The sequence below is a fragment of the Massilia sp. X63 genome (assembly GCF_041023745.1).
In the GTDB taxonomy this organism is placed as follows: domain Bacteria; phylum Pseudomonadota; class Gammaproteobacteria; order Burkholderiales; family Burkholderiaceae_D; genus Telluria.
The window spans coordinates 39,919-65,666 of record NZ_JBFTEF010000018.1 but is presented as its reverse complement, the minus strand read 5'-3'; the positions used below and the strand labels follow the sequence as shown (position 1 = coordinate 65,666).

The window sequence follows — 25,748 nt, the reverse complement described above, 5'->3', positions numbered from 1 at the left end:
ACCTTAGCAGAAGCCCTGCGGTGGCGACGCACAGCTCGACGCCAGCCCGCGCCCGGGCTCACTCCAGGCGGATGGCGACGTCGAAGATCCAGGTGCGGCGGATTTCGACCACGTCGTACCGGCGCGCCAGCGCCGGCGGGAAGGCGCCGTAGGGCGCCTGGCTGGCGATCACCTTGCGCACCGCCTCGTCCAGCGCCGGTACGCCGCTGGAGCTCACGAAGGTGATTTTCTCGACGCTGCCGTCGGCGCGCACCGCCACCGTGACGACCGGGTTCACGTGCCGCTGCTTCACGGCTTCGCGGACCATGTCGTAGGTCATGTTCAGCTCGATCTTGCGCCCCATCGCTTGCGCGTACTGGACCAGGTCGGCGTTCGGATCGGCGCGCCCGAACAGCCAGCCGCGCCGCAGGCCGCCGCTGGCCGGCGCCCGGTTCGCCGCATCGCGCTGGGCGGCTTCCTGGTCGAGCTGCCGGCCGATGGCGCGCAGCCGTTCCTCCCGTTTGGCCTCCTGCTCGGCGCGCTCCCGCAGTGCCTGGTCGCGCTGTGCCTGTTCCCGCTGTGCCGCGTCCTGTCTTGCTTGCTCCTGTCTTGCCTGCTCCTGTCTTGCCTGTTCCTGGCGTACTAGTTCCTGGCGTGCTTGTTCCTGTCTTGCCTGTTCCTGGCGGGCTTGTTGCTGTCTTGCCTGTTCCTGACGAATCTGTTCCTGACGCGCCTGCTCTTGCCGTGCTTGTTCCTGGCGCAATTGTTCCTGCCGTGCCTGTTCCTGCCGTACCCCCTCCTGGCGCAATTGTTCCTGTCTTGCCGCCTCGCGCTGCGCCTGCCTGAGCTGTTCCTGCCGCTGGGCTTGCTGCTGCTCGCCTTCCAGGCGCGCGGCGTCGGCACGTTCGCGTTCCCGCCGCGCGGCGTCCTGTCGCGCCTGCTCTGCCAGTCTCGACTGTTCCTGGCGTTCTGCCTCTCGCTGCGCTTGCCGTACCGCATCCTGTGCTGCCTGCTCGGCCAATCTTGCCTGTTCCAGTCGCGCAGCTTCCTCGCGCAGCCTGTCCTGCCGGGCAAGTTCTTGGCGTTCCGTTTCAACCCGTGCGGCTTCGCGTTGCGCCGCCTGCTCGGCGCGCAAGACCTCCTGGCGCTGCTGTTCCTGCCGCACCGCTTCCAGGTTCGCTTCCTGTTTCGCTTCCTGCTGCGCTTCGTCGCGTCTGGCGGCCGTTGGTGGCGGCACAGGGGAAGCGGCAGGCGCCTGCATCACGACCGCCGCGCGGCCCTCCGTAGGCGGCGCGGCTACCTGCGCGCTTGTGCCGGCGGCGGGAGTGGGCACGGGCACGGCCGGGATAGGAGTATCGCTAATACGTGGTGCCGCCGGTGCTGCCGGTGCCGGGGCTGCCGATCGCGCAAGTGGTGCCGATGGCGCAGGCGGTGCCGATGGCGCGGGGGCCGGCGCCGGGGCCGGGGCCGGGGCCAGCACGATGCGCAGATCGTAGTCGGCCAGGCGCCTTTCCTCCCATGGAAAGCGCAGGCCGGGCAGTCCGAGGGCGTCGCCGCCGATGCTCAGGCTCAGGAACAATGCGTGCGCCAGCAGGGAAACCAGCAGCGCGATACGCAGGCGCCATGGGAAGCGCGGTGGATGCAAGGCCGTGTCCGCAACCGCGGCGCGCAAGGCCGCGTGGCTTGCTGGCTGGGCGAGAATGAGCGAATCGGGCATGGGTGGCGGGGAAGCTTGCCATTGAAGCAAGGAATCCGATGATGCTATCACAACAGCGCTGCAGTCCTCCGTGGAAATAATTGGTGGATATGCAAACGCGGCCATTCGCTATACTTGAGCGGATATGGCCAGCCCCACGCTCTCTCCCGTTCCCCCTGCAAGCGATCGGCGCCTGGCCGGCTTGCTTGCGACGGTCCTCGTCCACGTGGCGCTGATCCTGGCCTGGCATATGGGCGGCACGCCACCTCCGCCGCCAGCCGAAGAAGGCGATGCGGCCATGCAATGGCTGCGATTGCCGCCGCTGGCGCCCGCGCCGCAGCCGGCGCCCGCCCTTGACGCGCCCCGCCCGCTTGCCCGCCCGATTGCGGCCGCTCCCCGCACGCCGGCGTCCGCGCCGGTCGCGCGTCCCGGCCCCGCGGCGGCGCCGGCCGCTTCGCCCCCGTTCGATGCAGCGCCGCCCACCACCCAGGAACCCGCGCCCGCATCCAGCGCCCCGGCGGAGCCGCCGTCCGGACCAAGCGCCGCGGCCATCATGGAGAATGCGCGCCGCAGCATTCCCGGCATCGAGCGCGCCCTGCGCAAGGAAAGCAAGCCGCTGATCGTGGCGCCGCCGGACAGTCCCGAACTGCGCATGCGCCAGGGCATGGAACAGGCCCATGCACTGGCGCCGCCGCGCATCTTCGAAGCGCCGAAGGTCGAGGAACTGGTGAACAACACCGGCGACGGCGCGCGCCGCACGCGTGTGATCACCGGCAGGCGCACCTACTGCATCACCGAACGCTCTCCGGCAACCAATGTCGAGATGATCGAGATGCACGGCAAGATCCGGCTCACCAACTGCCCCACCCCCGAGGAGCCCGCCAAGCGGCAGGAGTGGCGCACCGCGCGCGACTAGACGTAGATCCAGGTCGACAGGATCTGTGGAACTGCTGAATAGCGGCGTAGTCATACCGAAGGTCGGGCCTTGCAGGTCCCGGCACGCCCGGTCCTGCCATCCGCAGCGCCGGCAGTATTCCCTGTTTTAAACGCTACGTTGCCGGTCCTTCACGTCCCTGTTTTTACGTCGCTGTTATCCGACCGCATTTCTTGACCGACGCGCTGCCCGGGGTGCCGAGCCATGAAGACCAAGCCAGCCGTGACGATGCCGGAAGAAGCAAACTATCGGCAATTTTCCATGGCCCGTGCCGGCCTCTACCTGGCTGCGATCCTGCTGTTCTGCCTGAATCACTGGATCAACCGCTATTTCGGCAGGCCCGACATCGACCAGATCGCCTACCACCTGCAATTCGGCACCCAGGGACTCGAAGCGTCGGATCCCGCCATCGTCCGGCGCCTGCTGCACTGGGGCGTGCTGATTCCCCTGGTGCTGCTGGCGACGGTGCTGCTGGCCGAGCGCTGGGCCCTGCTGGCCTGCCGCTACCGCCGCGTCCTGCGTGCCTGTCCGGTGTTGCCGCAGGTGGCGCTGCTGTCGGCCGTGCTGCTCTGGCTGGTCCAGCTGTCCGTGGTCGACTACCTCAGCGCCAACATGGGCCCGGACTATTTCGGCCAGCATTACGTGAAGCCATCCACGGTGCCCGTGCAGGCCGTCAAGCCCAAGAACCTCATCCTGGTCTACGTCGAGAGCCTGAAGGCCGCCTACAGCAAGCGGCAGGTCTTCGGCAGCAACCTGATCGCGCCCCTCACCGATCTCGAGGCCGGCCGCTTCGGCGCCTTCGTGCAAATGCCCGGCACCGGCTGGACCATCGCCGCCCTCATCGCCACCCAGTGCGGGCTGCCGCTGAAGCGGGTCACGATATTCGACGAGAACACGCAGGGAGAACAGGTCCGGTCCTTCCTGCCGAATGCCGTTTGCCTCGGCGACATCCTGGCCCGGCATGGCTACCGCAACGTGTTCATGGGCGGCGGCTCGCCCAGCTTCGCCGGCAAGGGACGCTTCCTGCGCGCCCATCACTACCATGAGGTCCTCGGCAAGGAAGACTGGCAGAGGCAGGGGGTGACGGAGGCCATGATGAACGGGTGGGGATTGTTCGACGAGGCCCTGTTCAGCCGAGCACGCGCCAGGCTGGGCGAGCTGCATGCGTCCGGCCAGCCCTTCAACCTGACCCTGCTGACGGTGGATACCCACGAACCGGAGGGCCATTTGTCGCCGGGCTGCGCGCGGCGCGGCTTCCTCGGTTTCCAGGGCGTGCTCCGCTGCACGGCCGCCGAGGTGGCCGCCTTCGTCCATTTCGTCCGCGAGCGCGGCTATCTTGCCGATACCAATATCGTGATCCTGGGAGACCACACCGCCCGCCGCAATCCGCTATCCGATGTGCTCGAACGGATGCCGGAACGCCCGCTCTTCAACGCCTTCATCGGCGCGGACGTGCCCGCCAGGAACCGGGAACAACTGGTGCACTTCGACCTGCTGCCCACCATCCTCGAGTTCAGCGGCTTCCAGGTCGAAGGCGGCAGGCTCGGCCTCGGTTACAGCGGTTTCAACCGGCACGGCGCGACGCCGCGGCCGGAGCGGCTGGCGGAAATGCGTGCCTCCCTGCTCAACCGGTCCGCCACCTACCTGTCCTTGTGGGCTGCGTCGGCGCCGGTCCAGCAGACCCGGTCGCAGGGCGCGGTGGGGGAGCGCCGTGTGCAATGAAGCGGTCGGCGGCCTGCTACAGCCCGAGTTGCGCCAGGATCGCATCCTTCATCTGCTGCAGCGCCGGCTCCGACACCTTGCGCGGATGCGCTTGTCCGATCGGGAACACCGAGCGGATGGTGGTCGGGCGCGGCGACAGCACCACCACCCGGTCGGCCAGGTAGATCGCCTCTTCCACGTCGTGGGTGATCAGGATCACCGTGTGCTTCTCTTCGCGCAGCACGCGCAGCAGCTCGTTGCGCATCTTCAGGGCCGTGAGCGCGTCGAGCGCCGAAAACGGTTCGTCCATCAGGAGGATGTCGGGCTTCACCGCCAGCGCGCGCGCGATCTCCACGCGCTTGAGCATGCCGCCCGAGAGTTCGTGCGGGTAGGATTTCTCGAAACCCTTCAGGCCCACCATCTCGGCGTAGTGGTCGGCGGTGGCCACCTTGGCGGCATCGTCCCTGCCCGACAGGCCGAACATCAGGTTCTCGCGCACCGTCAGCCAGGGGAAGACCGAGCCGTGCTGCGAAATGACGATCGCGTTCGGCGAAGGCCGCGTCACCGGCAGGCCGTCGATCGCCACCTGCCCGCTGTCCGGGTGCTCGAAGCCGGACAGCAGCTTCATGAGGGTCGACTTGCCGCAGCCGGAGGGGCCGACGATGGCGACGAATTCGCCCGGCGCGACGTCCAGGTCGATGCCGCCGACCACCTGCAGCGACTTGAAGCCCTTGCGCAGCGCGCGGATCGCGATTTTCGCTTCGACGCCGAGGTTCACCTTAGCGTGCATAGCGCCACCTTACCTGTTTGAGGCCTTCGAGGCGGCGCATCAGCGCGTCCAGCCCCAGGCCGATGAGACCGATGATGATCATCGCCGCCACCACCAGGTCGTAGCGGTTGCCGGCATTGCGCGCGTCCATGATCAGGAAGCCCAGGCCCGAGCTGCGCACGATCATCTCGGCGGCCACCACCACCAGCCAGGCCACGCCGAGCGAGATGCGCATGCCGGTCAGCACCTCGGGCAGCACGGCCGGCACGATCACCTGGCGGAACAGCTTGGCGCGCGGTACGCCGAAGTTCTCGGCCGCGCGCAGGTAGCGCCCGTCGATGGCATGCACGCCGGCCGAGGTCTGCACGATCATCGGGAACACCGCGGCCAGGAAGATCAGGAACACCGGCGCCACGTCGCCCACGCCGAACCACAGGATCGCGATCGGGATCCAGGCGATCGGCGAGATCGGGCGCATGATCTGGAACACCGGATTGAGCGTGCGATAAGCAGCGTCCACCCGCCCCATCCACAGGCCGAGCGGCAGCGCCACCACCAGCGCCAGCAGGAAGCCGGTGGCCACCCGCAGCAGCGAGGCGGCGATGTGCTGCCACAGGGTGCCGTCCCGGGCCAGCTCGAGCGCGCCAAGCGCCACCTGCCGCGGCGACGGGAAGATCAGGCTGCCGCTGTGCGCGACCACCGCCCACCAGAGCGCCACGATGGCGGCCAGCACCAGCAGCGGCGGCCATATCCGGTTCAGTCTATCCATGCTTCATGCGTCGTTCGCGCTCGTTTCGTTGAAAAGGGAATGCAAGCGCCAGCGCAGGCGCGCCAGGCCGGCGGCGGGCGCCTCTTCGACCAGCACCGTCATCCTGCCGCTGGCGTGCGCCGTGCAGTCGAAGGGGTGCTCGCCGGCCTGGCCGAAAGGCAGGCGGAAATCCTGGCCCGGCATGATGAGCACCGGACCGAACATCTGCGGGACCGTGTCGCTGTTGCGCAGCAGGAGCACGTCACGCACGCCCAGGGTCAGGGTGAGCTGCTCCGGCAGGATGCTGGTCTTGTCCCCTTTCATGCGGCGCTCCCAGGTGCCCTTGGGGATCTCGAACAGCAGCTCGCGCCGGTCGGCCTGCGCCGCCCGCAGCGGCGCGAACGCGGCCCAGGCCAGCGCCGCCGCCAGCAATGCCGCCAGCAATGCCGCGATGATGACGATGCCGGTGCGCCGCTTCATCTATTCCGCCGCCAGCAGGTTCACGTCGTGCACCATCTCGTCGGCCGGGCGACCGAAGGGCATCAGGGCACGCAGCATACCCTTCTTGTCGATGAAGTACAGGTAGGATGAGTGCCCCATCTGGTAGCCGTCCTGGCCGGCGGGCGCGGGGAACCTGGTCGCCGTGATGCCGTAGTCCTTGCGGATTGCCGCCATCTGTTCCGGCGTGCCGGTCAGGCCGATGAAGCTCTTGTCGAATTGCGCCAGGTAGCGCTTGAGGCGGGCCGCCGTGTCGCGCTCGGGATCGACCGAAATGAACACCACCTGCAGGCGCTCGGCCTGCGGCCCCAGCTTCTGTCGCGCCTGCGCCAGCATCGCCAGCGAGGCCGGGCACACGGCCGGGCAATGGGTGAAGCCGAATTCCAGCACCACCACCTTGCCGCGCAGCGCCGACAGGCGGAAGTCGCGGCCGTCGGCGGACGTCAAGGCGATCTCGGGCGCGGCGCGGGGCGGCGAGAAGCTGCCCGACTTCAGGGCCGGCGCCGCCTGCACGGCGGCCGCCAGCAGCAGCGCCGCACCTAGTACGACGCGCTTCAGCGCCGGCTTCACAGCGCCACCTCGACCTTCCGGATGTTCTTCACGAAGCTCTCGTCCACGTATTGTTCATAGCGCACCGGACGCTTCAGGTTGCCGGCCTGCACCGACAGCTGCATCAGCTCGTCGAACTCGGCGCGCAGCATGCGCAGGTCGCCGTAGGTCACGCGATCGAGCGGGTTCTGCATCACGAAGCGGATGATGTTCGGGTCCTGGTTGAAGAACTTGCGGTTGGCCGCGATCAAGGCAGCTTTGTCGCGGTTGGCGGGTCCGGCGTCGAGCCAGGTGCCGGCCGCCTGCACGTGGTTGACCAGGTCCTGCACCAGCGGACGGTTGGTATCGATCAGTTCCTGGCGCACGGTCAGCACGCAGCAGATGTAGTTGCGCCACTGGTCGCGCGTCATCGACAGCGGGCGCGCATAGCCGGCGCGCTGGGCCGCGGCGCCGAAGGGCTCGCCGGTGCAGTAGCCATCCACGGCGCGCGCGTAGAGCGCGGCCGGCATGTCCGGCGGCGCCATCTCGATGATCTGGATGTCCTTGGCCGACATGCCTTCGCGCGCCAGCATCTTGCGCAGGAACAGGTAGTCCACCGCGAAGCGGCTCGGGATGGCGATGCTCTTGCCGCGCAGGTCGGCGAACTTCCGGTAGGGCGAATCGGTGCGCACCATGATGACCGCACCCGAGCGGTGCCCGAGCGAGACGATCTTCAGCGGAATGCGCCAGTCGGTCAGGTCCATCACCAGGGGCGCCAGCATGTAGGCGGCCTGGATGCGGCCGGTCATCAGGGATTCCTTGATCTCAGGCCAGCCCGAGAACTTGGTGTACTCGAAGGCGGTGAAGGCCGCATCCGGCTTGCCGTCGGCGACCGCCCTGGCCTTGCACGCGATCGGCAGGGTCAGGTTGCAGGTGACGGGCAGGCCGCCCACCTGCAGCGGCCGCGACGGCGCCGCGTGCGCCGTGCCGCCCATGCCGGCCAGCGGCAGGGCGAGTGCGCCGCCGAGCAGCTGGCGCCGGCGCGGGGAATGCTGGTACATGGAAACGCTTCCAAAACGGAGGGGTGGGGCAATTCTAGCACTGTATTGATTTCAATCAACCCCTATTCTGCCTTTAACGGCCGCTATCGTTCTTCCTGGCCGGAAGCGCGACCGGGCGCCGTCGTGCTCCCCGCTGAGCGGCCTTGCAGCACGCTCTCCTCGAAGGCCGCGGCGGCGCGGCTGCGGTGGCGCGTACGGTGGCGCAGCAGCAGGAAATCGCGTACCGGCAGCGCGACCTGGGCGCGCCTGAGCAAGCCGGCGTCCAGGTGCGATGCCACCACCATTTCCGACATGGCGGTGGCAAACGGCCCGGCCATCACCGCGCTGCGCACCGCCTCGTTCGACGGCAGGCTGAGGGCGACCCGCAGGGCCTCGGCAGGAACGCCCAGCCGGGCCAGCGCGGCCTCGAAGGCCGAGCGCGTGCCCGATCCGGTTTCGCGCAGGATCCACTGGGCCTCGCGCAGGTCTTGCGCTTCCAGGGCGCGCCCGTCGGCCCAGGGGTGGCCGGGCGCCACCACCACCACCATCCGGTCTTCTCCAAGCACCGCGGTCGACAACTGCGCAACGTCGATGGCGTCTTCCACGAAGCCCAGGTCGGCCAATCCCTGCAGCACCGCCTGCGCGACGCTCCGGGTATTGCCGACCTCGAGCGCAAGTTCGATGGCCGGATAGCGCTCGCGAAAGCGCACCAGGAAGGACGGCAGCCAGTAGCTGGCGATGGTCTGGCTGGCATGGATCGCCAGCGCGCCGCGCCGCAGTTCGCCCAGCTCGGCCAGCGTGGTTTCGGCGGCGCGCGCGCTGGCCAGGGTGCGGCGCGCTTCGTCCAGGAAGATGCGGCCCTCTTCGCTGGTTTCGATGCGCCGCCCCACCCGGTGGAACAGGGTGGTGCCATAGCGTTCTTCCAGCGCCTTGATCGATGCGCTGACGGCGGACGGCGTCAGCGACAGGACGGCCGCCGCCTGGGTCAGGTGCTGGCGCTCGGCCACGGCGACGAATATGCGGAGCTGCTCCAGGGTCATCGTTCGATTTGTCTTGATATTTCGTTCGATATTATCAGATGGACCGAACGATTTTCCTGAAAGATACTTATTCGGTATTCAAATATCGATATGAGAAATTCGAATGAGCATCCGCTTTCCTGCCCTGCGTTCTACCCTTCCCGGCCTGCTGCTGTGCGGCGCCATTACCGCGCTGGCCTATGCGCTGGAACACCTGGAGGCGCATTTCCTCGGCCGCGCGTGGCTGGAAAGCCTGGTGCTGGCGATCCTGCTGGGGACCGGCGTGCGCACCCTGTACCGGCTCGACGCCCGCTTCGAACCCGGCATCCAGGTCGGCGCCAAGCTCCTGCTCGAGCTTGCCGTCGTGCTGCTGGGCGCCTCGGTCAGCGGCGCGGCGCTGCTGGAACACGGTCTTGGGCTGGTCGCAGGCATCGCGCTCGTGGTGCTGGCCGCCATCCTGCTGAGCGTGGCCATCGGACGCAGCGTCGGCCTGTCGAGCAACATGGCCTTGCTGATCGCCTGCGGCAATGCCATCTGCGGTAACTCGGCCATTGCCGCGGTCGCGCCGGTGATCGATGCCGAGGGCAAGGACGTCGCCGCCGCCATCGCCTTCACGGCCGTGCTGGGAGTGGCGGTGGTGCTCGGCCTGCCGCTGCTCGTCGATCTGCTCGGCTTCACGCCGGTGCAGTATGGCGTGTTTGCGGGCCTCACCGTGTATGCCGTCCCGCAGGTGCTTGCCGCCACCGCTCCGGTATCGGCCGCGAGCGTGCAGATCGGCACGGTGGTCAAGCTGGTGCGCGTCCTGATGCTGGGTCCGGTGGTACTGCTGCTGTCCCTCGCGGGCCGCGGCAAGGGCCGCATGGCGCGGCCGGCGCTGCCCCACCTGCTGCCCTGGTTCATCGTCGGCTTCCTGCTGATGCTCTGCCTGCGCTCACTGGGCTGGATTCCGCAGGCGGCGCTGCTGCCGGCGCAGCAGCTCGCCGGCTTCCTGACGATCATGTCGATGGCCGCCCTGGGACTCGGCGTGGACGCCCGCGCCGTGGCAGGCGCCGGCGGCAAGGTGGTTGTCGTGGTGCTGGTGTCGTTGCTGGGACTGGGCCTGGCCAGCTTCGTGCTCGTCAAGCTGCTGCAGGTCTGAGCCGCCGGCCCGGCGCCGCCGCTCAGATGTCCAGGTGCGAGATCAGCGCCGTACGCTGCGCATCGCCCTCGCCGGCCTCGCCATGGCCGTTCTGGGCGCCGAGCGAAATCCCGACCGACATGATGTCGATGAGCAGCAGTTGCAGGATGCGCGAGATCATCGACAGGAAGGTCGTGCTGTCCTCGCTGTGGTCGACCGCCAGGCAGACCGTGGATTTCTTGGCCAGCGGCGACTTGCTGCTGGTGATGGCGATGACGTCGGCGCCGGCGGCGCGCGCGGTATCGACCGCCTGGACCAGCTCAGGCAGCTGCCCGCCGGTGGAGATCGCGATCACCACGTCGCCCGGCCCCAGCAGGCCGGCGGCCAGCGTGAACAGGTGCGAGTCGCCGTACAGCGCAGCCGGGATGCGGAAGCGGAAGAACTTGTGCTGGCCGTCCAGCGCCACCGCGCGCGCATTGCCCATCGCGTAGAACTCGACGCGGCGGGCGCGGCGCAACAGCTCGATGGCGCGGTCGATCGCGTGCACGTCGAGCTGGTCGCGGAATTTCAGGATCGCCGACACCGTGTTGTCGATCACCTTGGCCGACAGGTCGTGGGTGCTGTCGCTCTTGCGCACCTGGCTGTGGCGCACCGGGATGGTGCCGGTGAGGCTGCCGGCGAACTTGAGCTTGAACTCGGCCAGGCCCTGGAAGCCGAGCGAGCGGCAGAAGCGGATCACGGTCGGCTGGCTGACGTCGGCCAGGCGCGCGATCTCGGCGATCGGCTCGGACAGCACCTTGCGCGGATGCTCGAGCACCATGGCGGCGACGCGCTGCTCGGCCGGCGAGAGTTCGTGGCGCAGTTGCTGCACCCGGTCCATCAGGGTGTTGGCGCCGCTGCGGCCGCGCAGGTGCTCGGACAGGATCGCCGACACGCCGTGCAGCGCCGGGTTCGGCGTCATGATGACGTAGGTGGGGATCTGGGCGATGTAGTCGGTGAAGCGGCCCTTGGCTTCGAAGCGCGCGCGGAACGGGGACGTGGCGAACCACTCGGCGATGCGCGGCACGATGCCGCCGCCGATGAAGATGCCGCCGAAGGCGCCCAGGGTCACCGCCAGGTTGGCGGCGGCGCCGCCCAGCATGCCGGCGAAGGTTTCCAGGGTTTCGAGGCACAGCGGATCGTTCTGCTCCAGCGCGCCGCTGACGATCTCGGCGGTGCTGCGCTCCGGCGCCTGCACGCCATTGCGCTTGGCCAGCGCGCGGTACATCAGTTCGATGCCGGGACCGGAGATCAGGCGCTCGTTCGACACGTGCGGCCATTCCTGCCAGGCGTACTGCAGGATCGCGAACTCGCGCTCGTCGGCGGGGGCGAAATTCACGTGCCCGCCCTCGCTGCCGAGGGTCACGAAGCCGTCGATGGTCGGGATCACGCCCGACACGCCGAGGCCGGTGCCGGGGCCCAGCACGCCGGCCACCGCATGGCTTTGCGGCGCGCCGCCGCCGACCTGCAGCAGGTCCTTCGGCTCGAAGCCTGGCAGCGCCATGGCCAGCGCCGTGAAGTCATTCACGATCAGGAGCGTCGACAGGCCGAGCGTGCGGCGCACCTCGTCGGTCGAGAACTCCCAGTCGCGGTTGGTCATGCGGATGTAGTCGCCGCTGATCGGATTGGCCAGCGCGAACGCGGCGTGGTTGATGCGCATCCCGCCCGCCTGCGCCAGGTAGGCGTGCAGCAGGGGCACGATGCCGCTGTAGTCGTCGCAGCGCAGCACCGCCACCTGGCGCAGCACGCCGGGCGCGGTCTCGAGGCCGAAGCGCGCATGGGTCGCGCCGATGTCCGCCAGCAGGCGCGGACCGTCGGCGAATGCGGCGCGGGAGGGTTTCGGGTCGGTATCGGGTTCAACAGTCATTGCGATCGGCTCAAGACGGGACGCCTGTCCCGGAATCGCACTAGGATACCATTGATCGAATGACAAAAATACCGCGATGCGGTCGCGGGGCGGGCGGATTTGCCGCCCACGCGTTCAGGGATGCCCGGACGGCGCCGGCTGCCCGGGACGCTCGCGCTCGCCCTGCTCCGCTTCCGGCCTGCGCAAGGGGATGCGCACGGTGAACTCGCTGCCCTTGCCTGCGCCTTCGCTGCGCACCTCGACCGTCCCCTGGTGCAGCGAGACGATTTCCTTGACCAGGGCCAGGCCGATGCCAAGGCCGGCCCCGCGCTCGGCCCGTCCGCCTTCGGCCTGGGTGAACACGTCGAAGATCCGGGGCAGCATGTCGGGCTCGATGCCCTTGCCGCTGTCCTTCATGTAGCAGATCAGGTGGGTCTGGTCGACCGTGGCCGTCAGCCAGACCTTGCCGCCGTGCGGCGTGAACTTGATCGCATTGTTGAGCAGGTTGACGAACACCTGCTGCATCCGGCGCGGGTCCACCTCGATCTCGATGGGTATGGCGGGAAAACTGCGGTGGATGGCGATGCCCTTGAACTGGGCCGCCGTCATGCAGCTGTCCACGGCGTCGTTCAGCAAGGCCTGGTATTCGATCGGTTCGTAGGCGATGCTCATCTTGCCGGAATTGACCCGGGCCACGTCCACCATGTCTTCGACCAGGCGTTCGAGCAGGCCGAGCTGGCGCTCCATCACCTGCAGGGGGCGGTCCAGCGCGGTGTCATCGCGCACCTGCATGCGGATCAGCTGGACCGCGGTCTTGAGCGGCGACAGCGGGTTGCGCATCTCGTGCGCGATGGTGCCCAGGAAGACGTCGCGCTCGGTTTCGCGCCGGGTCGATGCCTTCAGTTCGTTCTCGAGATAGCGGGTGCGCACGCGCAGGTGGGTGGCGTCGCGGAAGATCTTGACGAAACCCGTCACCCGATCGCCCTCGCGGCGCAGCGGTAGGCTGAGGCCGCTCGACCAGAACCAGGACCCGTCGCGCCGCATGTGCCAGCGCTCGTCCTCGCCCACGCCCACCAGGGCGGCCGTATTGGCTTCGTGCTCGTCGAGCTTGCGTTCGCGGTCTTCGGGGACGAACAGCATGGCGGTCGGCTGGCCCAGCACCTCGGGGGCGGTCCAGCCGGTGATGAATTCGGCGCCCGAATTCCAGCCGGTGATGCGCAGGGCGGCATCGTAGAACATGATGCCGTACTGGCGTGTCTTCTCCAGCAGCAGCGTGTGCAGGGCTTCGGCGTCTTCGCGCTTCCAATACAGGTGTCCGGTGTCGGTCATGTAGACGGTCAACTAGATGTTCTCGGACTCTATTGTATCGGCCGCGAGCCGCGCACGGCAGGGCCGCGGCGGCTATCGTGCCGCCCCGCAGGGCGGCACGATCCAGCGCACTCAGTCCAGTGCGATCAAGGCGGCCGGGGCCGGCACGCCGAAGTTCACCTTGCCCCCAGTCACTACCGCGCGCTGGCCCGTGTACCAGTCGCGCACGGTCTGGCCGTCGTTGAACACACCGGCCACCTGGATCGGCAGCGCCTTGTCCTTGGGCAGGTCGAGCGCGACGACCACGCGGTCGCTCGCGGTTCCGTCCTTGCCGTCCTGTTGCCAAATGCGCTTGAAGGTGTAAGGACTGGACGCCAGCATCTGGTGCACGCCCGCCCCCACCGCCGGATGGGCGGCGCGGAAGCGCCCCAGCCTGGCCCAGTGCTCGCGCACCTCGGCCACGCGGTGGATGCCGCGCTGCGTGTTGGCGGCCAGCTCGTCCCAGTTCATGAAGGAGCGCAGTTTGGCGTCGCCCTCGGCGCCTTCGATATTGAGCAGGCGCGCGGTCTCGTCGCCGTAGTAGATCTGGGCCGCGCCCGGCGCCAGCATCAGCTTGTTGGCCGATTCGATCGGACGCTGGCGCGCCGGGTCGAAGGGACTGCCGTCGTCGTGCGAGCTGAGGTAGTTCAGCACCGAGTAGCCCTTCATCGGGCCATGCAGCGCCTGCGAGTAATCCGAGAACAGCTTTTCGTAGCCCTGTGTCGCGTCGGACTTCATGCCGAAGTTGATCATGCTGTCGAAGCCGTTGGCGAGCCAGTCGACCTTCACATTGCCGCCCATGTCGAAGCTGCGGCCATGGTGGATCGAGTAATTGTAGACCTCTGAGGTCATGAAGAACGGCAGGTTGCCGAGACGCTTGGCGGGGTTGGCGCGCTTCCACTCTTCGTAGGCCAGGCTGGCCTCCTGCTTGAGTTCCTTCCACACGCCCGGCTCGGTGTGCTTGACGGTGTCGGCGCGGAAGCCGTCCACGCCGTACTTGCGCACCCAGTCGGCATGCCACTTGATCAGGTAATAGCGCGGCGCGCGCGGATAGCCGGTGCGCTTGAAGAAGGCGTCCAGCTCCTTGACCTCGCGCTCGTAGCGCCCTTCCTTCTTCCACTTGGCCACCAGAAGCGGCGGCAGGGCGACGTTCGCATTGCTGTTGGTGAGGAAATCCGGCAGGTTCTTCACCAGGGTGCAGTCGACCGTGGTCGGCACGTCCTTGTAGGTGCACGCCGGGCCGGTGCGCACCCACTCCTTGGGCCAGACCGGGTCCTGTGCGGTCACCGGGCCGGTATGGTTCATCACCACGTCGAGGATCACGCGGATGCCGTTGGCGTGCGCGGTCTCCACGAAGCTGCGGAAGTCCTGCTCGCTGCCCAGGTTGGCGTCGACGGCGGTAAAGTCCTTCGCCCAGTAGCCATGGAAACCGTAGGACTTGCCGGTGCCTTCGTCGGTGGAACCGTGGATCTGCTCGACCGGGGGCGTCAGCCAGATCGCGTTCACGCCGAGGTCCTTGAAGTAGCCCTCCTTGATCCTGGCCGTGATGCCGGCCAGGTCGCCGCCCATGAAGCCGCGCAGCTTGGCGGCATCGTCCTTGCGGCCGTAGGCATGGTCGTTCGCCTTGTCGCCGTTGTTGAACCGGTCCGTCAGCAGGAAGTAGACGGTGGCGTTCTCCCAGACGAAGGGCTTGCCGGCAGGCTTGCCAAGCTCGGGCACATTGCGGGTCTGTGCGGCGGCGCCGGAGCCGATGCCGAAGGCGAGCAGCATGGAGGCGGCAAGGACGGGAAGTTTCATGCGGTTTCCTGTGTGGTGGGTGGAGGGTCTAGGTGATCACGGTCGGCTGCGCCCGGCCGGTGCGGCGGCGCAGTCCGGACACCTTGTCGGCGATGTCGATCAGTTCGGAAAGGGCCTGTTGGGTGTCGAGTTCGTGGCGCGCCGGATCGGCCTCGTAGCGTTCGAGGTAGAGGCGGATGGTCGCGCCTTCGGTACCGGTGCCGGACAGGCGGAATACGATGCGCGAGCCGTCCGCCATGATGATCCGGACGCCCTGGCGGGTGGCGACCGAACCGTCGACCGGGTCGTGGTAAACGAAGTCGTCGGCCTCGGCCACGCGGAAGCTGCCGAAGGTCTGGCCGGCCAGGTCCGGCAACGTCGCGCGCAGGGCCGTCATCAGCGCCTCGGCGGCGTCGGCGTCGACCGCTTCGTAGTCGTGGCGCGAATAGTAGTTGCGGCCGAAGCGGGCCCAGTGCTCGCGCACGATCTCGTTCACGGACGCATTTCCCGAATCCTTGCGCGCCGCCAGCAGGTTGAGCCAGAACAGCACCGCCCACAGGCCGTCCTTCTCGCGGATGTGATGCGAGCCGGTGCCGTAGCTCTCTTCGCCGCACAGGGTGGCCAGGTTGGCGTCCATCAGGTTGCCGAAGTATTTCCAGCCGGTCGGGGTCTCGAAACAGGTGATGCCGAGCGCCTCGGCCACCCGGTCGGCGGCCTGCGAAGTGGGCATCGAGCGCGCGATGCCGGTGATGCCCTTGGCGTAGCCCGGCGCCACGGTGGCGTTGGCGGCGATGATGGCCAGGCTGTCGGAAGGCGTCACCGCCAGGCCGCGGCCGACGATCATGTTGCGGTCGCCGTCGCCGTCCGAGGCGGCGCCGAAGTCCGGCGCATCGGGGCCGTTCATGTGGGCGATCAGGTCGGCCGCGTTGACCGGGTTCGGGTCCGGGTGGCCGCCGCCGAAGTCTTCCAGCGGGATGCAGTTGACCACCGTGCCGGCGGGCGCGCCCAGCATGCCTTCGATGATGGCTTTGGCGTAGGGACCGGAAACCGCGTGCATGGCGTCGAAACGCATGCGAAAGCCGCTGGCGAACAGCGCGCGGATGGCGCCGAAGTCGAACAGGCGCGCCATCAGCTCGCTGTAGTCGGCCACCGGGTCGATGACCTCGACCACCATGTTCTCGAGCCGGGTCTGGCCCACCTGGTCGAGGTCGACCGGACCGGCGTCGCTGATGCGGTAGGCCGTCAATGCCTGGGTGTGGGCGAAGATCGCCTCGGTGATCTTTTCGGGCGCCGGGCCGCCGTTCTCGATGTTGTACTTGATGCCGAAGTCGCCGTCCGGGCCGCCCGGATTGTGGCTGGCCGAGAGCACGATGCCGCCGAAGGCGGCGTGCTTGCGGATCACGCAGCTCACCGCCGGGGTGGACAGGATGCCGCCGCGCCCCACCAGGCAGCGCGCCACGCCGTGGGCGGCCGCCATGCGCAGGATGACCTGGATGGCTTCGCGATTGAAATAGCGGCCGTCGCCGCCGACGACCAGGGTGCGGCCACTGCCCTCACCCAGGGTGAGGAAGATCGCTTCGACAAAATTCTCGAGGTAGCCGGGCTGCTGGAACTCGGCCACCTTCTTGCGCAGGCCCGAGGTGCCGGGCCGCTGTCCGGCGAACGGCGTGGTCGGAATGGCGTGGATGCTCATGCTTCGCTCCTGTCGTAATAACGTGTTGCAACATTAGTCAATGTTGATAAAACGTTACGATACGACAGGCGCGAATTCACTGGCGCGGGCTTAGATGGCTGCCTTGACCGGGGCTGCGCGGTCGGTGACGAACAGGGTCAGCACGGCCGCGAGCAGCATGCTGGCGCCGCCCAGCGCCACGGTCATCACCGTGTGGCCGCCGAAGAAGTGCTTGGTCACGCCGCCCAGCAGCAGGCCGCTGCAGATCTGCGGGATCACCACGAAGAAGTTGAACAGCCCCATGAAGTAGCCCATGCGCTTGGCCGGCAGCGAACCCGCCAGGATTGCGTAAGGCATGGTCAGGATCGAGGCCCAGGCCAGGCCGACGCCGATCATCGGCAGCATCAGCATGTTGCGGTCGGTGATCAGGACGATGCTGGCCAGGCTCAGGCCGCCGATCGCCAGGCAGCAGGCGTGCACGGTCTTGCGGCTGGTCGCGCGGGCGAAGACCGGCAGGATGAAGGCGGCCAGGGCCGAGACGCCGCTGTACACCGCGAACATGATGCCGACAAAGCTGCCGGCGGCCTGGAACTCCGAGGATTGGGCGTCGACCGTGCCCCAGACGTTGTCGGCGATCGCCGAGCCGGTGTAGATCCACATCGCGAACAGCGCGATCCAGGTGAAGAACTGCACGAAGGCCAGCTGCACCATGGTCCTCGGCATGCGGGCGAAGCCGCCGACGATTTCCTTGAGGGCCACGCCAAAGCTGCGCGCATGCTTGCGCTCGGCGTTGAAGGCGTCCATGTCGGGCGGCGGCAGTTCGTCGGCGCTGACCACGGTCCAGAGCACCGCCAGGAAGAAGATGGCGCCGCCGGCATAGAAGGAATAGCGCACGGTGTCGGGGATCATGCCGCCCACCGCTTCGTTGGACACGCCCATCGATTCGAAGAACACCGGCAGCAGCGAAGCGATCACCGCGCCGCAGCCGATGAAGAAAGTCTGCATCGCGTAGCCGGCGGTCTGCTGCGAGGCATCCAGCTTGTCGCCCACGAAGGCGCGGAACGGCTCCATCGACACGTTGATGGCCGCATCCATCATCCACAGCACGGCCACCGCCATCCACAGCGCGCTCGAGTTCGGCATCAGGAACAGGGCGATGGCGGCCAGCACCGCGCCGATGAAGAAGAAGGGACGGCGACGGCCCCACTTCGGGTGCCAGGTGTTGTCGCTCAGGTAGCCGATCACGGGCTGCACCAGCAGGCCGGTCACCGGTGCGGCGAGCCAGAACAGGGCCAGGTTGTCGGGGTCGGCGCCGAGCGTCGAGAAGATGCGGCTGGTATTGGCGTTCTGCAGCGCGAAGCCGAACTGGATGCCGAAGAAGCCGAAGCTCATGTTCCAGAGCTGCCAGAACGACAGGCGCGGCTTGAGCGCGCCGGGTTGCATATCCATGTGTGTCCCCAAAATGGCCCGGACCTGGCGGGCTCTCGTGTGATGCAGGCAGCGCAAGTGCGGCTGACCTACGGGTAGCTGTAGCAAAATAACATGGCGATTTCTGAGTGTCAATCGAAGAGCTGCCATAGTAGAATCGCCACAACAGAGGGGCCAAAGAAGGCATCTCTGTAGTCAAACAACAGAAGAACCGACCAAGGAGACTCCATATGTCGTCGCTGCGCCGCACCATCCTCCCCCTCTTGCTGGCCGCCGCGTTCGGCGCCCCTGCCATGGCGGCCGACAAGCCTGCCGAAGCGCCGAAAGCCTCGACCGCCCTTCCGGGCGTGAGCCTGCTGGGCGGCCCGGTCGAGATGCCGGGCCTGGAGCGCGAGCGCCAGCTGCGCCTGTACCTGCCGCCGGGCTATGCGACCTCGGGCAAGCGCTATCCGGTGCTGTACATGCACGACGGCCAGAATCTGTTCGATGACGCGACCGCGTATGCCGGCGAATGGAAGGTGGACGAGACGCTCGACGCGCTGGCCGGGGAAGGCAAGCTGGAACTGATCGTGGTCGGCATCGACAACGGCGGGGACAAGCGCATGACGGAGCTGAACGCCTGGGACAACGACAGGTTCGGCAAGGGCGAGGGCCGGGCCTACCTTGAATTCATCGTCAGGACCGTCAAGCCGATGATCGACCGCCAGTACCGCACCCTGCCGGACCGCGCCCACACCGCCATCATGGGCAGCTCGATGGGCGGCCTGGCCTCGCACTACGCGCTGGTGCAGTACCCCGAGGTGTTCGGCAAGGCCGGCGTGTTCTCGCCGGCCTACTGGACGGCGCAGCCATCCTTCGCGTTCGTGGCCTCGAAGCCGGTGCCGAAGGACGCGCGCGTGTTCATGCTGATGGGCGAGAAGGAAGGGCCGCAGATGAACGCGGACGTCAAGCGCATGGCGGAGGTGGTGAAGAAGACCGGGCATCCGGCCGCGAACACGGTCCTCAGGATCGTGCCGGGGGCCGAGCACAACGAGGCGTTCTGGGCGGGGGAGTTGCGCGAGGCGCTGTTGTGGATGTTCGCGCCCGATAAGACGTAATACGCAGGGTGGGTGGGGTCATTCAGGCCAGTGGCCTGAATGACAAACCGTCCACCCTACGGTATACCTCAGCCTTTACGGTGCGGCTTCTTGGTGCCGGCCTTGGTGAAGCTCTTCTTCTTCGGCGCCGTGACGATCGGCGCTTCCAGCCCGTCGCGCGTCATGTTCAGCTGCTGCCCCGCCACCCATACGGTCTTCAGGTGGTCGACCAGGTCCTGCGGCATGTCGTCCGGCAGGTCGATGGTGCTGTAGTCGTCGTAGATCTCGATGCGGCCCATGTACTTGGCCGGCATGTTGGCCTCGTTGGCGATGGCGCCGACGATGTTGCCCGGCTTGACGCCGTGCTGGTGGCCGACTTCGATGCGGAAGGTGGCCATGCCAGGTTCGGCCTCGCGCACCACGCGCTCTTTCTTGAAAGCGGGCTCGCGCGGCTCGCGCAGCGGGCGCGCCGGACGGTCTTCCCAGCTGCCCTGCTCGCGCGAGGCAAACTCCGGCTTCGGCTCGCGGTCCGGCTTTTCCAGCAGCAGCGGCTGGTCGCCGCGCGCCATCTTGGCCAGTGCGGCGGCGATGTCCACCGCCGGCACGTTCTGTTCGCGCTCGTATTCCTCGATCAGCGAACGGAACACCTCCAGGCCGCCCTCGGCCAGGGTGCTGGCGATCTGCTCCTTGAACTTGGCGATGCGCACCTCGTTCACCGCCTTCACGGTGGGCAGCTGCAGCGGCGCCACCGGCTGGCGGGTGGCGCGCTCGATGGCCTTGAGCAGGCCGCGTTCGCGCGGCGTGATGAACAGGATCGCTTCGCCGCTGCGGCCGGCGCGGCCGGTACGGCCGATGCGGTGGGTGTAGCTTTCCGGGTCGGACGGCACGTCGTAGTTGATCACGTGGCTGATGCGCTCGACGTCGAGGCCGCGCGCGGCCACGTCGGTCGCCACCAGGATGTCGATCTTGCCGTTCTTGAGCTGCTCGATGGTGCGCTCGCGCGCCTGCTGCGCCATGTCGCCGTTGATGGCCACCGCGGCGAAGCCGCGTGCCTGCAGCTTGGTCGCCAGTTCCTCGGTGCCGAGCTTGGTGCGCGCGAAGATGATCATGCCGTCGAAGGGCTCCGCCTCCAGGATGCGGGTCAGCGCGTCGAGCTTCTGCATGCCGGCCACCAGCCAGTAGCGCTGGGTGATGTTCTCGGCGGTGCCGGTCTTGGCGGCGACCGTGATTTCCTGCGGATCGCGCAGGTAGGTCTTGGCGATGCGCTTGATCGCCGGCGGCATGGTGGCCGAGAACAGCGTGGTCTGGCGCTCCGGCGGGGTCTGCTGCAGGATGTGCTCGACGTCGTCGATGAAGCCCATGCGCAGCATCTCGTCGGCTTCATCCAGCACGAGCGTTTTCAACTGCGACAGGTCGAGCGAGCCTTTTTCGATGTGATCGATCACGCGGCCCGGGGTGGCCACCACCACGTGCACGCCGCGGCGCAGCGCCGACAATTGCGGGCCGTAGCTCTGGCCGCCGTAGATCGGCAGCACGTGGAAGCCCTTGATGTGGGCGGCGTAGCTCTGGAAAGCCTCGGCCACCTGGATCGCCAGTTCGCGCGTCGGCGCCAGCACCAGCGCCTGCGGCGCCAGCTGCTTGATGTCGATGCGCGACAGGATCGGCAATGCGAAGGCGGCGGTCTTGCCGGTGCCGGTCTGGGCCTGCCCGAGTACGTCACGGTTGGCCAGCAGCAGCGGAATGGTCGCGGCCTGGATCGGCGAAGGCGTTTCGTAGCCGACGTCCTTCAGCGCTTTCAGTACGGGCGCGGAGAGGTCGAGATCGGCAAAATTCGGGAGGGGGGTGTCGGACATGGCAAAACTTTCAAAGTCGATACTAAACCCGCAGTTTACTCCCTTGCGAAAGCACTGCGGGCACTTTTGGAACGAGGAGACACTACGGAAATGAAAAGGGCCCCATGCACTTGTCGCGCATGGGGCCGCGAATGATACAGGGTTACGCTACATTTTTTTCGCGGCGCAGGTCTTGGCGATGTAATCGTTGTGCGACGGCATCACGTCCACGCACTTGGCGATCACCTCGCGCACGCTGGCCAGGTATTCCGCGATGTCCTCGTCGGACTGGGCGTCGGCCAGCGGATGGTAGGCGTCGAGCGGCATGTTCTGCCCTTCGAACACCTGGATCCAGCCGACTTCCGAGAACAGCTCGTTGTCGACCCGGACCACGCGGCCGTGCGCGCGGTACATGGCCATCTTGTGGCGCAGCGTGTCCGGAATCGCCATGTTCGCGCACGCCTTCCAGTATTCCGAATCGGTGCGCTGGTTCAGGTGGTAGTGCAGGATGATGAAGTCGCGGATGCGTTCGTAGTCGAAGCGCGACTGGCGATTGTACTCGTCGCGGTCGATGCTGCTCCAGCCGCGGTCCGGGAAGAAGTCGATCAGGCGCTGGATGCCCGACTGGATCAGGTGGATGCTGGTCGACTCGAGCGGCTCGAGGAAGCCGCTGGCCAGGCCCAGGGCCACCACGTTGCGGTTCCAGGCCAGCTTGCGCATGCCGGTCTGGAACTTGATCAGGCGCGGCTCGGCCAGCGCGCGGCCGTCCAGGTTCGCCAGCAAGGTGGCGGCGGCTTCGTCGTCGCTGATGAAACGGCTGCTGTACACGTGGCCGTTGCCGGTGCGGTGCTGCAGCGGGATGCGCCACTGCCAGCCCGACTTGTGCGCGGTCGACCGTGTGTAGGGCGTGAGGACGGGCGCCGATTCGCAAGGCACGGCCAGGGCGCGGTCGGCCGGCAGCCAGCCGGTCCAGTCCTCGTAGCCGGTCTCCAGGGTCTGCTCGATCAGCAGGCCGCGGAAGCCCGAGCAGTCGATGAACAGCTCGCCCTCCACGCGGGCGCCGTTTTCCAGTTCCACCGCATCGATATGGCCGTCCGGCTCGCGCTGGGTGACGCGGGTGATCTTGCCTTCGATGCGGGTCACGCCGCGCGCCTCGGACAGCTTGCGCAGGTATTTCGCATACAGGCTGGCGTCGAAATGGTAGGCGTAGGCGATCTCGCGCAGCGGCGAATTGGGCAGGTCGAAGCGCGGCGGCATGAACTTGTTCGCTTTCGCGGCCATGCGCGTGATCGAGTATTCCTCGAGCGGCGCGGCCTTGCCCGCGCGGCGCATCTTCTGCCAGTACTGGTCGAACGGCAGCGTGGCCAGGTCCTGGCCGAGGCGCCCGAAGCCGTGCATGTAGCGCTCGCCCAGCCGGCCCCAGTTGACGAACTCGATCCCGAGCTTGAAGCTGCCCTGGGTCTCGCGCATGAATTCGTTCTCGTCGATGCCTACCACGCGGTTGAAGCGCTGGATCATCGGAATGGTCGCTTCGCCGACGCCGACGATGCCGATCTCGTCCGACTCGACGAGGCGGATGTTGTAGCGGCCGTTGAGGAGGGTCGACAGCGCCGCCGCGGTCATCCAGCCGGCGGTGCCGCCGCCGACGATGACGATGTCCTTGATTGGTTCGTTCATGTTCGTGCCTGTATCGCGGAACCGCGTCCGCTCAAAAAAACAACCCCTGCGCCGTACAGCGTCAGGGGTTGCATTGTAGCCCTACTCAGCTTAGAACTTGTAGTTCACGCCGAAGTGGTAGGTACGGCCGTAGTCGACACGGTTGGTCGGCTTTTCCGGATCGGTGGTGTACTCCAGGAACGGTGCGTTGTTCCAGTTCTGCGCCTGGGCATACAGGCTCACGCCCTTCAGCCAGCCCGACTGGAACTCGTAGGAGGCCTGCAGGTCGACGATGGTCTCGCCCTTGATGAAGGTCAGCTGGGCGTTGTCCTGGTAGTCCGACACCTGGCCCAGGAAGTTCGAGCGCTTGCGTGCCGCGGCGGCGATCTGGAAGCCGTTCTTCTCGTAGTACAGGCGCAGGTTGGTCACCTTGCGCGACAGACCCGGCAGCGGAATGCTGACCATGTCGCCGTTCACGTTATCGAAGCCGATTTCCGGCAGCTCGATGCCGCTCTTGGTGTCCGAGTGGTTGACCATGACGCCAAAGCCATCCAGGTAGTTCGTCAGCATCGAGAACGGCACGTTGACCGCCACTTCGAAGCCTTTGATGTTGCCGCCGTCGCCGTTCATCGGCTGGGTCATCAGGCCCATGGTCGAACCGGCGAACGGACCGCCGACCGGCAGCGGGGTGGTCGGGGTGACGTACGGGCCGAAGTCGAAGGCGCGCGGTGCACGGTAGATGTAGGTGTCGAGCTTCTTGTAGAAGCCTGCCAGGCTGATGTAGCCCTTCTTGCCGAAGTACTTCTCGTACGAGATGTCCAGCGCTTTCGCACGGAACGGCTTCAGGTGCGGGTTACCGCCGCTGCCGTTCAGGATCTGGAACGGACCCGAGCTGTTCAGCGCGAAGTTCTGGCCGGCGCGCAGGTCGTCCAGGTTGGCGCGCGACACCACCTTCGCCAGGCCGAAGCGCAGCATCTGGTCGTTCTTCAGGTCGAACGACACGTTGGCGCTCGGCAGAACGTCCCAGAACTTCTCGCCGTCGGTGACGCGCATCGCCGGGCAGGTCGCGGTGGTGTTACCCACGCAGCGGCTGCGGTCGATGGCGTAGCCGCCGCCGGTCTGGTCGGTGTGGATTGCCTGCACGCCGACGTTGCCGCGGTAGGTCAGGCCGAACAGTTCGCCGTCCAGGTCGCCCATGAAGTAGGCGGTGGAGATGCGTTCCTTGACGTCCCAGTACTTGTTGTAGATGTCGGCGTCGACCTTGCCGGCCAGTTCGTAGACGCTGCCCAGCGAACCGCGCGGATCCCAGGAAGCGACCATGATGCCCGAGCTGCCGGCCATCGTGGTGCCGCTGCCCGGCATGGCGGCGGCGCCGTACGGATTCCCGCCAGGGATCACCAGGCGGCCTTCGTCGCCGGTGCGCGACTTGTCGCGTGCGGTGTGGTTGAAGCCGTAGGTGGTGGCCACGATCGGGCCCCAGGCGACGTCCTTCTTGGCGGTCAGGCGGATCGCCTTGACTTCGTCCTCGATGTACGGCATCGCCAGGTAGCCGGCCTGCGGCGAGCTGACGCCGCCCGACCAGCCCATCACGTCGGTCAGGCGCGCGACCGAGCGGTCGGCGTAGTTCATGCCCGGGGTGTACTTCACCTGGGTGAAGTTGCCGCCGTCGAAGCCCGAGAACGAGATGGTGTCTTTCGGCGCGTTGCCGGCCAGGCCGGCGTAGGTCTCGTAGCGCGAGCTCTGCTTGGTCGCCTTGGACCAGGTCAGGTCGGCCGCGGTGGTCCACTCGCCGATCTTCAGCTCGTTGTTCCAGCCGATGGTCTTGAGGTCGTCTTCCGCGCCTTCGTAGTGATTACGCACCACGCCGACCCAGTTGTTGATGGTGCCGCTGGTGACGACGTTGGCGCTGTTGATGGTGTAGTTGCTCAGGACACCGTTCGGGTCGTAGGTACCGGCGCTGTTGCCGCCCACGGCCGCCTCGATACCGGTCTTCTTGGTGCCGGTTTCGCCGGCCGAGTAGAACAGGTCGACGGTCGACTTGAAGTTGCGGTTCGGACGCCATTGCAGCGAGGCGAAGGCGCCGTCGCGGTTGTGCGAGTTGACTTCGGTGTCATAGCCGAAACCGCCCGGGGTCTTGACCTTGGCGTTCGGGTCGGTCGGACGACGCGGATCCTGGAAGTCGGCAACCCAGCCGCCCCACGAGTTGAACTTCGACTGGGCGCCGCCGGTTTCTTCGTAGCGGGTCAGGCCAACCGCCACGCCGATGGTGCGGTTGGCGAACTGGTCGATGTACGACAGCGAGAGGCGATCGCCGTCGCCTTCCGGCAGGCCGTCGCGCTGCTTCACGCCGAGACGGCTCTTCTTGTAGTTGACGGCGACGGTGCGCTTGCCGAAGTCCAGCGGCTGGACGGTGCGCAGGTCGATGGTCGATGCCAGGCCCTGGCCGACGACGGTCGCGTCCGGGGTCTTGTAGATGACGATGGAACCCATCAGTTCGGCCGGGAACAGGTCGAACTCAGGCGAACGGGCGTTGCCGGTCGAGGCCATTTCGCGGCCGTTCAGCAGGGTGCCGTTGAAGCTCGGCGACAAGCCGCGCACCGAGATCTCGGCGGCCTTGCCCGAGCTGCGGCCGCGCTGGGCCGACACGCCCGGCAGGCGCGAGATCGACTCGGCGACGCTCTGGTCCGGCAGCTTGCCGATGTCTTCGGCCGAGATGGCTTCAACGATCGACGTGGAATTTTTCTTGATCGAGATCGCCGCTTCGATACCCTGGCGGATACCGGTCACGGTGACGGTCGATACGCCGCTGGTATTGACCGGCTGCTTGGCGTCGGCCTGGTCGGCAACGGCAGGCGCGGTATCGGTATTGGCGACGGCGTTGGCGGTGTTGGTGGTGTCTTGCGCGTACACGCTGCCCGCGAGCGCGGACAAGAAGACTGCGCAGCCGGCGGCTACCGGGCTCAACTGGAATGCAAGGCGGGCCGAGGCGGCGCGCTTGGTTGCGAAGATATTCATTTGTCCCCTCAATAAAGACCAATAATTTTTTT

At 67.1% G+C, this 25,748-nt stretch carries 19 protein-coding genes; 4 read left to right on the top strand and 15 right to left on the bottom strand.

Annotated elements, in window-relative coordinates; all coding sequences use genetic code 11:
- Positions 1–58: 58 nt before the first annotated feature.
- Positions 59–1,696, bottom strand: a complete 1,638-nt coding sequence (locus AB3347_RS23610; RefSeq protein ID WP_369094157.1) for a TonB C-terminal domain-containing protein — start codon at positions 1,694–1,696, stop codon at positions 59–61.
- Positions 1,697–1,820: 124 nt separating this feature from the next.
- Here AB3347_RS23610 and AB3347_RS23605 point away from each other — a divergent pair, with 124 nt between their 5' ends.
- Together AB3347_RS23605 and AB3347_RS23600 are read left to right on the top strand one after the other, a co-directional pair.
- Positions 1,821–2,591: a hypothetical protein gene (locus AB3347_RS23605; RefSeq protein ID WP_369094156.1), complete on the top strand. Its 771-nt coding sequence runs from the start codon at positions 1,821–1,823 to the stop codon at positions 2,589–2,591.
- A 222-nt stretch (positions 2,592–2,813) separates the two neighbouring features.
- The gene (locus AB3347_RS23600; protein WP_369094155.1) at positions 2,814–4,331 is read left to right on the top strand and encodes a sulfatase-like hydrolase/transferase; all 1,518 of its coding nucleotides are present in this window, start codon (positions 2,814–2,816) and stop codon (positions 4,329–4,331) included.
- 16 nt (positions 4,332–4,347) lie between these two features.
- On the opposite strand, the gene AB3347_RS23595 is transcribed toward AB3347_RS23600, so the two are convergent.
- The 6 genes from AB3347_RS23595 to AB3347_RS23570 form a co-directional block, all read right to left on the bottom strand.
- Positions 4,348–5,100 carry an ABC transporter ATP-binding protein gene (locus tag AB3347_RS23595; RefSeq protein WP_369094154.1) on the bottom strand — a complete coding sequence of 251 codons (753 nt, stop codon included), beginning with the start codon at positions 5,098–5,100 and terminating at the stop codon, positions 4,348–4,350.
- Entirely contained in the window at positions 5,090–5,848 is a 759-nt protein-coding gene (locus AB3347_RS23590) for an ABC transporter permease (protein WP_369094153.1), read from the bottom strand. Before AB3347_RS23590 ends, AB3347_RS23595 begins: the two co-directional genes overlap by 11 nt.
- 3 nt (positions 5,849–5,851) lie before the next feature.
- Entirely contained in the window at positions 5,852–6,307 is a 456-nt protein-coding gene (locus AB3347_RS23585; protein ID WP_369094152.1) for a hypothetical protein, read from the bottom strand.
- Positions 6,308–6,895 (bottom strand): SCO family protein, encoded by a 588-nt coding sequence (locus tag AB3347_RS23580; protein ID WP_369094151.1) that lies wholly within the window; start codon positions 6,893–6,895, stop codon positions 6,308–6,310.
- Positions 6,892–7,914: an ABC transporter substrate-binding protein gene (locus AB3347_RS23575; RefSeq protein ID WP_369094150.1), complete on the bottom strand. Its 1,023-nt coding sequence runs from the start codon at positions 7,912–7,914 to the stop codon at positions 6,892–6,894. Before AB3347_RS23575 ends, AB3347_RS23580 begins: the two co-directional genes overlap by 4 nt.
- A gap of 83 nt (positions 7,915–7,997) precedes the next feature.
- Complete coding sequence (locus AB3347_RS23570) at positions 7,998–8,933, bottom strand: LysR substrate-binding domain-containing protein (protein ID WP_369094149.1); 936 nt, start codon at positions 8,931–8,933, stop codon at positions 7,998–8,000.
- Between the two features lie 103 nt (positions 8,934–9,036).
- Between AB3347_RS23570 and AB3347_RS23565 the strand changes: the two genes are divergently transcribed.
- The gene (locus AB3347_RS23565; RefSeq protein WP_369094148.1) at positions 9,037–10,050 is read left to right on the top strand and encodes a YeiH family protein; all 1,014 of its coding nucleotides are present in this window, start codon (positions 9,037–9,039) and stop codon (positions 10,048–10,050) included.
- 22 nt (positions 10,051–10,072) lie between these two features.
- Here the strand turns inward: AB3347_RS23565 and AB3347_RS23560 are convergent, their stop codons facing one another.
- The 5 genes from AB3347_RS23560 to AB3347_RS23540 all read right to left on the bottom strand — a co-directional run bounded on the left by AB3347_RS23560 (position 10,073) and on the right by AB3347_RS23540 (position 18,158).
- Positions 10,073–11,935, bottom strand: coding sequence for a glucokinase (locus AB3347_RS23560; protein WP_369094147.1), 1,863 nt, complete (start codon positions 11,933–11,935; stop codon positions 10,073–10,075).
- 114 nt (positions 11,936–12,049) lie between these two features.
- On the bottom strand, positions 12,050–13,243 hold the full coding sequence (locus tag AB3347_RS23555) for an ATP-binding protein (RefSeq protein ID WP_369094146.1): 1,194 nt from the start codon (positions 13,241–13,243) through the stop codon (positions 12,050–12,052).
- Positions 13,244–13,354: 111 nt separating this feature from the next.
- Positions 13,355–15,058: an alpha-amylase family glycosyl hydrolase gene (locus AB3347_RS23550; RefSeq protein WP_369094145.1), complete on the bottom strand. Its 1,704-nt coding sequence runs from the start codon at positions 15,056–15,058 to the stop codon at positions 13,355–13,357.
- Between the two features lie 28 nt (positions 15,059–15,086).
- Complete coding sequence (locus AB3347_RS23545) at positions 15,087–16,730, bottom strand: alpha-D-glucose phosphate-specific phosphoglucomutase (protein WP_369094144.1); 1,644 nt, start codon at positions 16,728–16,730, stop codon at positions 15,087–15,089.
- A 90-nt stretch (positions 16,731–16,820) separates the two neighbouring features.
- Entirely contained in the window at positions 16,821–18,158 is a 1,338-nt protein-coding gene (locus AB3347_RS23540; protein WP_369094143.1) for an MFS transporter, read from the bottom strand.
- A 209-nt stretch (positions 18,159–18,367) separates the two neighbouring features.
- Between AB3347_RS23540 and AB3347_RS23535 the strand changes: the two genes are divergently transcribed.
- Positions 18,368–19,234 (top strand): alpha/beta hydrolase, encoded by an 867-nt coding sequence (locus AB3347_RS23535; RefSeq protein ID WP_369094142.1) that lies wholly within the window; start codon positions 18,368–18,370, stop codon positions 19,232–19,234.
- A 68-nt stretch (positions 19,235–19,302) separates the two neighbouring features.
- Here the strand turns inward: AB3347_RS23535 and AB3347_RS23530 are convergent, their stop codons facing one another.
- From AB3347_RS23530 to AB3347_RS23520, 3 genes are all read right to left on the bottom strand, one after another.
- The gene (locus AB3347_RS23530) at positions 19,303–21,066 is read right to left on the bottom strand and encodes a DEAD/DEAH box helicase (RefSeq protein WP_369094141.1); all 1,764 of its coding nucleotides are present in this window, start codon (positions 21,064–21,066) and stop codon (positions 19,303–19,305) included.
- 147 nt (positions 21,067–21,213) lie between these two features.
- Complete coding sequence (locus AB3347_RS23525; protein WP_369094140.1) at positions 21,214–22,722, bottom strand: tryptophan halogenase family protein; 1,509 nt, start codon at positions 22,720–22,722, stop codon at positions 21,214–21,216.
- Between the two features lie 90 nt (positions 22,723–22,812).
- A complete protein-coding gene (locus AB3347_RS23520) occupies positions 22,813–25,716 on the bottom strand; it encodes a TonB-dependent receptor (protein ID WP_369094139.1) in 2,904 nt (967 codons plus the stop codon).
- Positions 25,717–25,748: the final 32 nt, after the last annotated feature.

Excerpts from the sequence above, each read along its gene's own strand:
- AB3347_RS23525 (WP_369094140.1), bottom strand. The coding sequence starts at position 22,722 with ATGAACGAACCAATCAAGGACATCGTCATCGTCGGCGGCGGCACCGCC.
- AB3347_RS23575 (WP_369094150.1), bottom strand. The coding sequence starts at position 7,914 with ATGTACCAGCATTCCCCGCGCCGGCGCCAGCTGCTCGGCGGCGCACTC.
- AB3347_RS23585 (WP_369094152.1), bottom strand. The coding sequence starts at position 6,307 with ATGAAGCGGCGCACCGGCATCGTCATCATCGCGGCATTGCTGGCGGCA.
- AB3347_RS23545 (WP_369094144.1), bottom strand. The coding sequence starts at position 16,730 with ATGAGCATCCACGCCATTCCGACCACGCCGTTCGCCGGACAGCGGCCC.
- AB3347_RS23540 (WP_369094143.1), bottom strand. The coding sequence starts at position 18,158 with ATGGATATGCAACCCGGCGCGCTCAAGCCGCGCCTGTCGTTCTGGCAG.
- AB3347_RS23610 (WP_369094157.1), bottom strand. The coding sequence starts at position 1,696 with ATGCCCGATTCGCTCATTCTCGCCCAGCCAGCAAGCCACGCGGCCTTG.
- AB3347_RS23565 (WP_369094148.1), top strand. The coding sequence starts at position 9,037 with ATGAGCATCCGCTTTCCTGCCCTGCGTTCTACCCTTCCCGGCCTGCTG.
- AB3347_RS23535 (WP_369094142.1), top strand. The coding sequence starts at position 18,368 with ATGTCGTCGCTGCGCCGCACCATCCTCCCCCTCTTGCTGGCCGCCGCG.
- AB3347_RS23560 (WP_369094147.1), bottom strand. The coding sequence starts at position 11,935 with ATGACTGTTGAACCCGATACCGACCCGAAACCCTCCCGCGCCGCATTC.
- AB3347_RS23600 (WP_369094155.1), top strand. The coding sequence starts at position 2,814 with ATGAAGACCAAGCCAGCCGTGACGATGCCGGAAGAAGCAAACTATCGG.
- AB3347_RS23595 (WP_369094154.1), bottom strand. The coding sequence starts at position 5,100 with ATGCACGCTAAGGTGAACCTCGGCGTCGAAGCGAAAATCGCGATCCGC.
- AB3347_RS23520 (WP_369094139.1), bottom strand. The coding sequence starts at position 25,716 with ATGAATATCTTCGCAACCAAGCGCGCCGCCTCGGCCCGCCTTGCATTC.
- AB3347_RS23605 (WP_369094156.1), top strand. The coding sequence starts at position 1,821 with ATGGCCAGCCCCACGCTCTCTCCCGTTCCCCCTGCAAGCGATCGGCGC.
- AB3347_RS23590 (WP_369094153.1), bottom strand. The coding sequence starts at position 5,848 with ATGGATAGACTGAACCGGATATGGCCGCCGCTGCTGGTGCTGGCCGCC.
- AB3347_RS23570 (WP_369094149.1), bottom strand. The coding sequence starts at position 8,933 with ATGACCCTGGAGCAGCTCCGCATATTCGTCGCCGTGGCCGAGCGCCAG.
- AB3347_RS23550 (WP_369094145.1), bottom strand. The coding sequence starts at position 15,058 with ATGAAACTTCCCGTCCTTGCCGCCTCCATGCTGCTCGCCTTCGGCATC.
- AB3347_RS23530 (WP_369094141.1), bottom strand. The coding sequence starts at position 21,066 with ATGTCCGACACCCCCCTCCCGAATTTTGCCGATCTCGACCTCTCCGCG.
- AB3347_RS23555 (WP_369094146.1), bottom strand. The coding sequence starts at position 13,243 with ATGACCGACACCGGACACCTGTATTGGAAGCGCGAAGACGCCGAAGCC.